This window comes from Streptomyces sp. S3(2020), from assembly GCF_013044505.1.
Taxonomy (GTDB): domain Bacteria; phylum Actinomycetota; class Actinomycetes; order Streptomycetales; family Streptomycetaceae; genus Streptomyces.
Genome location: NZ_JABERD010000279.1, coordinates 1 through 10,581 on the forward strand (window position 1 = coordinate 1; position 10,581 = coordinate 10,581).

Genomic DNA, 10,581 nt, shown 5'->3' on the forward strand with positions numbered 1-10,581 from the left:
GCCCTCGGTGGGGAGGGTGAGCAGGGCCGGTGAGCGGCGCAGGTCGTCCGCGCGGGCTTCCGTGACGGGGACGAAGCGCACGGTGTCACCGGGGCGCAGCTGGCCCGCCTTCCAGCGTTCGGCTGCGACGACGGTGACGGGGCAGGCGAAGCCGCCGAGACTGGGGCCGTCGGGGCCGAGGATCGCGGGGGTGTCGCCGGTGAGGTTGACGGCGCCGACGGAGTACGCGGTGTCGTGGACGTTGGAGGGGTGCAGCCCGGCCTCGCCGCCGTCGGGGCGGGCCCACTCGGGCCGGGGGCCGACGAGTCGTACGCCGGTGCGGGCGGACTGGGCGGAGACCTTCCACTCAGCCGAGTACATCGTCTTCAGGCCGCGCGGGGTGAGGAAGTCGGGGGCGGGGTGCGGGCCTTCGCTGACCGCGATCCGCCAGTGGGCGGTGAAATGCGGGCGCTCGGTGGGCGGTACGGCGGTCGGTGCCGGCGAGCCGGAGGCGGGTTCGGCAGGACGGAGGACGTCGCCGGTGCGCAGGGCACGTCCGGCGTGGCCGCCGAAGCCGCCAAGCGTGAAGGTGGCGGTGCTGCCGAGATAGGAGGGCAGGTCGAGGCCGCCGCGGATGAGGACGTACGTGCGCATGCCGGAGCCCTCGGGGGTGCCGACCTCCAGCAGGGCCCCGGCGGGCAGGTCGAGGGGCTCCCATTGGGAGGCGGGTGTGCCGTCGACCGTGACGCGGGCCGGGGCGCCGGTGACGCAGACGACGGCCGGGCGGGAGAAGCGCAGGGCCGGGCCCTCCAGGGTGCACTCCAGGCCGGGGGCGCCCTCGGGGTTGCCGACGGCGGTGTTGCCCAGGCGGAAGGAGAGGTCGTCCATCGGGCCGCCGGGCGGGATACCCACCTCCCAGTAGCCGGTGCGGCCGGGCCAGTCCTGCACGGTGGTCAGGGTGCCGCCGCGTACGACGTCGATGCGGGGGCGCGGGTCCGTGACGGAGGCCAGGGTGCTCGTGGTGTGGCGGGCGGCGAGGATCTCGTCGGTGCGGCAGGCGGCACGCAGGAGGCCGAGGTTGGTCTCCACACCGTCGATCCGGGTCCGCTCCAGGGCCTCGGCCAGCCTGGCGAACGCCTCGTCGCGGTCGCGGCCGGTGGCGATGACCTTGGCGAGCATCGGGTCGTAGGCGGTGGAGATCTCCTGGCCGGTCTCGGCCCAGCCGTCCACGCGTACGCCGTCCGGGAGCTGGACGCGGGTGAGGAGGCCGGCGCTGGGCCGGTGGTCCTGGCCCGGGTCCTCGGCGTAGACGCGGGCCTCGACGGCGTGACCACGCACGGGAGGCCCGTCGGGGCCGATGCCGTCGAGGATGTCCTTCTCTCCGCGGGCCAGGCACAGCATCCAGCCGACCAGGTCGACACCCGTGATCTCCTCGGTGACCGGATGCTCCACCTGGAGACGGGTGTTGACCTCCAGGAAGGCGGCCTCCTCGCGCTCGGCGTCGTAGACGAACTCCACCGTGCCGGCGGAACGGTAGCCGACCGAGGCGCACAACTCCCGTGCGCTGCGGTGCAGTTCCTCGCGCAGTGCGGGCGGGAGGCCGGGGGCGGGGGCTTCCTCCAGGACCTTCTGGTGGCGGCGCTGGAGGGAGCAGTCCCGGTCGCCGAGGCTGACCACCCGCCCGGTGCCGTCGCCGAACACCTGCACCTCGACATGGCGGGCGCGGGAGACGAACCGTTCCAGGAAGACCCCGCCGTCGCCGAAGTTGCCCCGGGCGAGGCGGGTGACCTGGGCGTACGCCTCGCGCAGCTCGTCCGGACCGGCGCAGGCCCGCATGCCGATGCCGCCTCCGCCGCCGGTCGCCTTGAGCATCACCGGGTAGCCGACCTCCTCGGCGCCGCGCAGGGCGTCGTCCAGGTCGGCGAGGAGTCCCGTGCCGGCGAGCAGGGGGACCCCGGCCGCCTCGGCCGCGGCGCGGGCGGTGTGCTTGCTGCCGAAGACCTCCAGCTGGCGGGGTGTCGGGCCGACGAAGGCCAGGCCCGCCGCCTCCACGTCGGTGGCGAACGCCGCGTTCTCGGACAGGAAGCCGTAGCCGGGATGGATCGCCCCGGCGCCCGTGTCGCGGGCGCCGGCCAGGACCAGGTCGGCCCGCAGATAGCTCTCGGCGGCCGGTGCGGGGCCCAGCCGTACGGCTGTGTCGGCCATCCGTACGTGGGGTGCGGCGCGGTCGGCGTCGGAGTACACCGCCACGGTCCGCAGTCCCAGCGCGGACGCGGAGCGGATGATGCGGCAGGCGATCTCTCCGCGGTTGGCGACGAGCAGGGTGTCGAACACGACGGCAGCTCCTCAGGAACGGGCCGCACTGCGGGAAAACGATGAGGTTTCCCGCAGCACTGAGGCGAAGGTGTCAGGCGGTGGCGGGCAGGACGTGGTCGCCGACCTTGTCGGTGCTGAGGCAGAGCGAGCAGACCACCGCGTCGTGGGTGGCGCAGGCGGCCAGGTCCGGGCGCTCGTAGGGCTGACGGCAGACGTGGCAGTCGAGGGTGAGCGCGCTGGGGTTGCCGTCGGTGTCGAGCAGCGGCTCGTCGATGCCGTCGTCGGTGCGGCGCAGGTAGTACCTGCCCTTGGTGACGATCGCCATCAGCGGGGTGAGGACGAAGGCGATGAGGGCGGCGGCGACGGGGGAGTACGGCTGGAGGGTGTCGCCGAGGGCGTGGAAGTACATGGCGATGGACAGGCCGGAGGCGGCGACGAAGGCGACCACGCCGACCGGGTTCACGGCGTGGAGCATGCCGCGGCGGAACTCGGGCTGGAGCGGGGAGAGTTTGAGCAGGTACTTGTTGATGCCGATGTCGGTGGCGACGGTGACGACCCAGGCGATGGCGCAGTTGGAGTAGAAGCCGAGGATGTCGTTGAGGAAGCTGAACATGTCGGCTTCCATCAGGGCGAGCGCGAAGCCCAGGTTGACCAGGACGAAGACCATGCGGCCGGGATAGTGCTTGGTGATCCGGGTGAAGGAGTTGGTCCAGGCGAGGGAGCCGGAGTAGGCGTTGGTCACGTTGATCTTGATCTGGCTGATCACGACGAGCGCCACGGCCAGCGGAAGGACCAACCAGGACGGCATCATCGCGTCGAAGGCGCCCTTGAACTGCTGGATCGGCTCGGGCGCCACGTCCGGGCCGACCTTGGCGAGGATGTACACGGCGAGGAAGACGCCGATGGCCTGCTTGAGCGCGCCGAGGACGACCCAGCCGGGTCCGGCCATGATGACGGCCGTCCACCAACTGCGCTTGTTCGCCTCGGTCTTGGGCGGCATGAAGCGCAGGTAGTCGATCTGCTCGCCGATCTGCGCGATGAGCGACAGACACACGCCCGCGCCCAGCAGCACGGAGGCGGTGTTGACGCCGCCCTCGCCGTCGGTGCCGGCGTAGGCGAGGAAGCGGTCGACCGTGCCCGGGTCGGTGGAGATCAGGTAGACCAGCGGGCCGACCATCAGCAGCAGCCAGATCGGGGTCGTCCAGACCTGGAGCTTGCTGAGCGCCTTCATGCCGTAGATCACCAGCGGGATGACCATCAGCGTGGACACCAAGTAGCCCAGCCACAACGGCAGTCCGAGCCCCAGCTTCAGTCCCTGGGCCATGATCGAGCCTTCGAGGGCGAAGAAGATGAAGGTGAAGCTGGCGAAGATGACGCTGGTGAGGACCGAGCCGTAGTAGCCGAAGCCGGAGCCGCGGGTGATCAGATCGAGGTCGATGTTGTAGCGGGCGCCGTAGTAGGCGAGGGGGAAGCCGGTGACGAAGATGACGACGGCCGCGACCGCGATCGCCACCAGCGCGTTGCCGGTGCCGTGGGCCAGGCCGATGCCGGCGCCGATGGAGAAGTCGGCCATGTAGGCGATGCCGCCGAGTGCCGTCGTGGCGACGACCATGGGGGTCCAGCGGCGGTAACTGCGGGGCGCGAAACGGAGGGTGTAGTCCTCCAGCGTCTCTTTGGTCGCCTGGTCCGTCGGGGTATCCGGTGTTGTCGCTGTCTGCGGTGACTGGGTGGTACTCATGGAATGCCCTTCGGGGGTGCGAGCGGGGGAGGGGAGAGCGGTGGGGCACCCCCGGCGGCGGCGTCGACGGCCGGGGAGTCGAGGGGCGGGCCGATTGCCCGCGGGTTCAGGCGCGGTCGGTCCGCGTCAGAGGCGGTGGGCGTGCAGGGCCATCTGCGTCATCGCGCGCTGGGCGCGTTCCAGCACCACGGCCATCGAGTCGCCGACATGGGCGTGCAGGGCCCGGTAGCCCTCGTCGAGCCGCCCGTCGCGGACGAACTCCATGATCTCGATGTGCTCGGCGATGGTCGTCTCCACCCGGTCCTGGGTGAGGAAGTCGTACATGCGGACCCGGCGGATGCGCTCGCTGACCGTCACGAGGGCGTCGGTCAGCGCGGGATTCCCCGAAGCACGGGAGAGTTCGGCGTGGAAGCGCTCGTCCTGGACGACGAAGCGCGGGTCCGGCTCGGGCGGGTTCTCGCGCATGGCGTACCAGCGTTCCAACTCGGCCGCTATGACGGTCGGGTCGTGGCGGACGGCGGGGTCCTCGATCGACCGGGCGATGCCGCGCAGTTCCAGAGTGACCCGTAGTTCGTAGAAGTCCTTCAGCTGGGTCAGGTTGGGGATCGTGACGAAGAAGCCGCCGTCGCCGCGCTCGATCAGCCCGTCCGCCAGCAGCCGTGCCAGCGCCTCGCGTACGGGGGTCCGCGACACCCCGAACCGGGCGGCCAGCCGCATCTCGGCCAGGCGTTCACGCGGGCCGAACTCGCCGTCCAGCACGGCCGTGCGCAACTGCGCGTAGACCGTCTCGCGGAGTGAGGGCGTGGGCGTCGCAGCCGGATCCAGGGGGGTGTCCGGCTGCGTATACAGCTTCGAATCCATGAGCGGACACGCTAAAAACCGCTTGTTTCCCGGGAGGTGCACGTGTGGTGAACGGGTCGTTTCCGGGATCTCACCCGGTGCCGCGGGCGGATCGTTCGGTCGCTGAACACCCGCGCCTCTTCCTGCGTTCTATGAGTAACTGCGACTCATTTGCAATAAGGGGAATGAACGTGACATCCAAGCGTGTTGGCCGCCTCGCGGCACTCACCGCTCTCCCGGTCGCCCTGCTCGCCGTCGCGGGCTCGGCACCGGTGTTCGCGGAGGAGACCCCGGCCTACCAGATCGACCTGGAGCAGCTGAACGACTCCGGCTCCAAGGGGACGGTCCTGCTGAGCGCCCGCGGCACGGACCTAACGGTGTGGATCAAGTCCGAGGGCATGGTCCCCGGTCAGCCGTCTGCGCAGCACCTGCACGGTTCCACCGAGGGCCACGATTTCGTGTGCCCGGACGACAGCGCCGACACCAACGGCGACGGCATCCTCAACAACACCGAGGCCACCGTCCACTACGGAGACATCAACATCGCGCTGACCGTCTCGGGGGACACCGACGCGGCGACCAGCGGCCTGGCGGTGGACCGGATGCCGGTGGCTGACAAGGAAGGCAAGATCGCCTACAAGCGGACCATCCCGGTCTCCCAGGACGTGATCGACCACATCAAGGACCTGCACGTCGTGCAGCACGGCATCGACCCCAACAACAACGACAAGTACGACTTCGAGGGTGCCGGCAAGAGCGAACTCGACCCGGCCCTCCCGCAGGAGGCGACCGCGCCGACCAACTGCGGCGAGGTCAAGGGCGCCGCGGTCGGCTCGGTGCCGGTCGGAGGGATCGAGACCGGGAGCGGGGCCGCCGGGAACGGTGTGTCCCCGGGGACGATGATCGGCGTGGCCGGTGCCGCCTCGGCTGTGGCGGCCGGCGCGCTGATCGTCGTACGCCGTCGGGTGGCGGTGAAGGCCGGGGGTGCTTCGTGAACCGTACCGCCGAGCGCACCCGGACCGGCGCCCGTCGTGCCTTGGTGGCCGTGATCGCCACGGCCGCCGCCGCCCTGCTGCTCACCGCCTGCGCGGGCCAGGACACGACCGCCTCGCAGACCTCTCCCGGGCAGAGCGCACCCCTGGCCACGGCCGGCAGCGGGACACCGGCGACGGGCACCGGGGCCGGTCAGACCCTCGCCGCCCTGGAGAGGTCGGTGCCGACGAAGGTCACGATCCCGGCCCTCGGTGTGTCGAGCACCTTGGAGACGCTGGCGCAGAACGCCGACGGGGCGATGACGACACCGAAGGACCCGGATCTGGCGGGCTGGTACGAACCCGGCCCCACCCCCGGCTCCGAGGGCCCGGCCGTGATCGCCGGACACGTCACCTGGAACGGTGCCGACGCGGTGTTCAAGGGGCTGAAGTCGATGGAGGCCGGTGACAAGGTCGAGGTGGCCCGGGAGGACGGGAAGACGGTCACCTTCACGGTGGAGCGGGTCGAGGAGTACGAGAAGGCGAAGTTCCCCACGCTGGAGGTGTACAAGAATCTCGACTACGCGGGGCTCCGACTGGTCACCTGCGGCGGCGAGTTCGACGCGGACCGGCACTACTACCCCAACAACGTGGTGGTGTTCGCCACCATGACGGCTGTCGCATAGGCGCCGGGGTCGCAACGTCTAACGGGGGCCGATCCGGGCCGCCACCCAGGGAATGCTGCGGTCGGTGGCCGCCGCCAACTCCCGCAGAGTGGCGCCCTGGGCGGCCCTCTCACGCAGCCACACCGCGATGTCCTGGGCGCCTACACGCTGGGCGGCGGCCCGGTCGTTGAGCCGGGTCCGGGCCCGCCGTCCGGTGTCGGAGTTCTGGCCGGCCGGGCGGATGTCGATGCCGTGGGCGGCGAGCAGGCGCCGTAGCCGGTTCCGGCCGACGGCGAGGATGCGCGCCGTCTCCTCGATGCTCTTGTGGCCGTCGACGTACACGGCCCGAAGGGCCTGTTCCAGGTCGGTGAAGCCGCCGGCTCGCAGCGCGTCCGCCAGGCGCTCGTCCGCGACGCGGGACTGGGTGCGGCGGCCCGCGTCGAGGCTTTCCCGCCGCACCTTCAGCAGTTCGTCCCGGGGGCTGCCCTCGCCCGTGCCGCTCCAGCGCCTCCGGGTCAGTTCCCCGGAGCGGGCCATGGCCCGGCCCGCCGCGAGGTGTGCCTGTGCCGCCTCCGAGGCGCGGTATCTGTCGCGCCGGGCATGGGACTGCTCCTGCCCGAAGGAGTGCGCGCTGAGCGGCCGGCTGCGGAGCAGTCCGAACTCCTCCCGGTACTCCGCCGCGGTCATGTCGTGCACGCGCACGTGTGCCCCGAGGGAGCGGAAGCCCCTGCCGCAGACATGGCAGAGCACGGTGTCCGCGTTCTCGTCACGGATCAGGCGGCCGAAGTCGGGATGCCGGCCGCGCCGGTCGCCGTCACCTGTCTGCGGTGGGGGCACGGACGCCTACCTGCCGTGTGCGGACCGGACCCGGAACAGGCGGGGCTGTACATCGGTCGCGATGGTGGCCGCCTGATCCATGTGGACGCGGGCCTCGGGGTTGGCGAGCATGGCCCGGTAGTGCTCCTCGGACTCCCACTGGGCGTAGTTGACGACCCGCTCGCCGTCCTGGGAGACGTGGAAGTTGGCGCAGATGAAGCCGGGTTGGCGCTTCATCGTCTCCTCCGTGGCGCGGGCGAGCAGGGCGACCAGCTCGTCCTGGCGTTCCGGGGAGACGGTGAAGACGTTGATGAGCGTGGCCACCGCACGGGAGCTGTCGATCTGTGCTGTAACGGTCATGTGCGTATTTCTCCCCTTACTCGGCTTGGTGATGGCACACGCAGGCGGACATTCCTCCCTTTGGATCAGCGGACCGTCCTACCCGCCGGCGACGATTCCGGGCACGGACCGCAGGGTCTCCTGGAGTTGGGCGGCGGGCAGGCCGCCGCCCTGTGCCAGTGCGGGTGAACCGCCGCCACGACCGTTCAGCAGCCGCTTGACCAGAGCGGAGGCGTCCTGCGCCGCTGCCGGGCCCGCGCTGTTGACGGCTGCCACGAGGACGGCACGTCCCTCGGACGCAGCGCCGACCACGACCACGCCCGGACGGTCGGCGGGCAGGAGATCCCGTACGGCGACGGCGAGGGCCCTCGCTCCGTCCGCCCCGTCGTCCGTCGTCGCGGTGACGACACGGACACCGGCCGCGTCCTGGGCTTCGGCGGCCAGTACCGCCGCCCAGGCGCGGGTGGCCTGCTGCCGCAGTCGCTGGTTCTCGCGATCGGTCTCCCTGAGCCGGTCGAGCAACGCGCCGATCCGGTCAGGGAGTTCGGCGTGAGGAGCCTGGAGCTGCTCGGCGATCCGGGTCACCAGATCGCGCTCGCGGGCGAGGTGGCCGAAGCCCTCCACCCCGACCGCCGCCTCCAGCCGGCGCATGCCCGCGCCGACCGACGATTCCGCGGTCAGCGCGAGGACACCGATCTGGGCCGCGTGCTCGACATGGGTGCCGCCGCACAGCTCCCGTGACCAGGCGCCGCCGATCTCGACGACGCGGACCTTCTCGCCGTACGTCTCGTCGAACAGGGCGAGGGCGCCCAGTTCCCTGGCCTCGGGGAGCGTCATCCAGCGCACGCCGACCGGGAGGTCGCGGCGCAGGGCCTGGTTGGCGGCCTCCTCGATCTCGCTGCGGGCGGTGGCGGAGAGGGCGCCGCGCCAGGGGAAGTCCAGGCGGAGATGGCCGGGGCGGTTGTAGGAGCCGGACTGGAGGGCGTTCGGGCCGAGGATCTGGCGCAGGGCCGCGTGCAGGACGTGAGTTCCGGAGTGGGCCTGGCGGGCGCCGAGCCGCCACTCGGGGTCGACCGCGGCATGCACCTCGTCACCGACCGCCAGATCGCCGGAGGTGACTCTGACCTGGTGGGCGACCAGTCCGGGCAACGGCCGCTGCACATCGAGGACGTCTGCCTCCACCGACGTGCCGGTGAGACGCCCGGCGTCGCTCTCCTGGCCGCCGGACTCGGCGTAGAACGGGGTGCGGTCCAGGACGACCGTGGCGATCCCGCCCTCCCGGACCACCGGGACCGGGCCCGCCGGGCCGAGCAGGGCCAGGACACGGGAGTCGGTCGTCACGGTGTCCCAGGCACGCCAGTCGGTGGGACCGTGCTCGTCGAGGACCGGACGCAGGGCCGAAGTGTCCGACGTACCGCCGGACTTGCGGGCACGGGCGTCGGCGCGGGCCCGCTCACGCTGCTCGCGCATCAGTGCCGTGAAGCCCTCGCGGTCGACCTCGACGCCCTGTTCGGCGGCCATCTCCAGCGTCAGGTCGATGGGGAAGCCGTACGTGTCGTGCAGCAGGAATGCCTGCGCGCCCGGGAGCCGGCTCCCGCCGTCCGCCTTGACCCCGGCGACCGCGGTGTCCAGGACGGTGGTGCCCTGGCGCAGCGTGGCACGGAAGGCGTCCTCCTCGCCGGCTGCCTGGTCGACGACACGGCCGTAGGACTCGGCGACCTCCGGGTAGCTGGGGGCCATGGAGTCCCGGGCGACCGCGAGGAGGTCCGGCAACGCCGGGTCGGAGTAGCCGAGTTGGCGCATCGAGCGGACGGACCGGCGCAGGATGCGGCGCAGCACGTAGCCCCGGCCCTCGTTGCCGGGGGCGGTGCCGTCGGCGAGCAGCATCAGGGCGGTGCGGACGTGGTCGGCGACCACGCGCAGCCGGACGTCCGCCTCGGCGTCGGCGCCGTAGCGGACCCCCGCCAGTTCGGCCGCACGCTCCAGGACCGGGCGGGTCTCGTCGATCTCGTAGAGGTTGTCGACGCCCTGGAGCAGGGTGGCCATCCGCTCCAGGCCCATGCCGGTGTCGATGTTGCGCCGGGGCAGTTCACCGAGGATCGGGTAGCCGGACTTGCCCGGGCCCTCACCGCGCTCGTACTGCATGAACACCAGGTTCCAGAACTCCATGTAGCGGTCCTCGTCGACCGCGGGACCGCCCGACCGGCCGAGGGCCGGGCCACGGTCGTAGTACAGCTCCGAGCACGGACCGCACGGGCCGGGCACGCCCATCGACCAGAAGTTGTCCTCGTCGCCACGCGCCACGATCCGCTCGTCGGGCAGACCGGAGATCCGCCGCCACAGGGCGCGGGCCTCGTCGTCCGTGTGGTGCACGGTCACCCAGACGCGGACCGGGTCCAGGCCGTAGCCGCCGTCCGCGACCGGTGCGGTGGACAGCTCCCAGGCGAAGGCGATGGCCTCCTCCTTGAAGTAGTCGCCGAAGGAGAAGTTGCCGTTCATCTGGAAGAAGGAGCCGTGCCGGGTGGTGCGGCCGACCTCCTCGATGTCCAGGGTGCGCACGCACTTCTGCACACTGGTCGCCCGCGGCCACGGCGCCTGGGCCTCCCCCGTCAGATACGGCTTGAAGGGCACCATCCCGGCGTTGACGAACAACAGCGTCGGGTCGGGGGTGGGCAGCGGGGCGCTGGGGACGACGGCGTGGCCGCGCTCGGCGAAGAAGTCGAGGAAACGGCCGCCGCTCTCGGCGGTCCCCCCCGCGCTCCCACCCGGGACGGCCGGCCAGTGCGCGGGCGCGGTGCCCGGGCCCGAGGCCGACCACGCGGCGCGTGCCGTCGCGGCAGGGATGGGGGGCCAACGTGCAGTCCCCCCGGCGGACACAGCGCAGCGCGAGGCCCGCCCGGCGCACCGGCCGCACCCA

8 protein-coding genes are annotated in these 10,581 nt (G+C 71.8%); 2 read left to right on the forward strand and 6 right to left on the reverse strand.

Annotated features, from left to right (window positions below; all coding sequences use genetic code 11):
* The 3 genes from HLK59_RS44415 to HLK59_RS44425 all read right to left on the reverse strand — a co-directional run.
* Positions 1 to 2,313, reverse strand: a 2,313-nt coding sequence (locus HLK59_RS44415; protein WP_171147355.1) for a 5-oxoprolinase/urea amidolyase family protein, incomplete at its 3' end; no start/stop codon positions are given.
* Between the two features lie 73 nt (positions 2,314 to 2,386).
* The gene (locus HLK59_RS44420; protein ID WP_171147356.1) at positions 2,387 to 4,033 is read right to left on the reverse strand and encodes an allantoin permease; all 1,647 of its coding nucleotides are present in this window, start codon (positions 4,031 to 4,033) and stop codon (positions 2,387 to 2,389) included.
* 126 nt (positions 4,034 to 4,159) lie between these two features.
* Positions 4,160 to 4,894 carry a GntR family transcriptional regulator gene (locus tag HLK59_RS44425; RefSeq protein WP_171147357.1) on the reverse strand — a complete coding sequence of 245 codons (735 nt, stop codon included), beginning with the start codon at positions 4,892 to 4,894 and terminating at the stop codon, positions 4,160 to 4,162.
* A gap of 170 nt (positions 4,895 to 5,064) precedes the next feature.
* Here HLK59_RS44425 and HLK59_RS44430 point away from each other — a divergent pair, with 170 nt between their 5' ends.
* Both HLK59_RS44430 and HLK59_RS44435 read left to right on the forward strand, forming a co-directional pair.
* Positions 5,065 to 5,868: a hypothetical protein gene (locus HLK59_RS44430; protein ID WP_171147358.1), complete on the forward strand. Its 804-nt coding sequence runs from the start codon at positions 5,065 to 5,067 to the stop codon at positions 5,866 to 5,868.
* Entirely contained in the window at positions 5,865 to 6,530 is a 666-nt protein-coding gene (locus HLK59_RS44435; RefSeq protein WP_346779960.1) for a class F sortase, read from the forward strand. The genes HLK59_RS44430 and HLK59_RS44435 overlap by 4 nt, the downstream gene beginning before the upstream one ends.
* A gap of 18 nt (positions 6,531 to 6,548) precedes the next feature.
* Here the strand turns inward: HLK59_RS44435 and HLK59_RS44440 are convergent, their stop codons facing one another.
* From HLK59_RS44440 to alaS, 3 genes are all read right to left on the reverse strand, one after another.
* Positions 6,549 to 7,346 (reverse strand): MucR family transcriptional regulator, encoded by a 798-nt coding sequence (locus tag HLK59_RS44440; protein WP_171147359.1) that lies wholly within the window; start codon positions 7,344 to 7,346, stop codon positions 6,549 to 6,551.
* A gap of 6 nt (positions 7,347 to 7,352) precedes the next feature.
* Entirely contained in the window at positions 7,353 to 7,685 is a 333-nt protein-coding gene (locus tag HLK59_RS44445) for an antibiotic biosynthesis monooxygenase family protein (RefSeq protein WP_171147360.1), read from the reverse strand.
* Between the two features lie 78 nt (positions 7,686 to 7,763).
* Positions 7,764 to 10,541, reverse strand: coding sequence for an alanine--tRNA ligase (gene alaS, locus HLK59_RS44450; protein WP_346779961.1), 2,778 nt, complete (start codon positions 10,539 to 10,541; stop codon positions 7,764 to 7,766).
* Positions 10,542 to 10,581 lie beyond the last annotated feature (40 nt).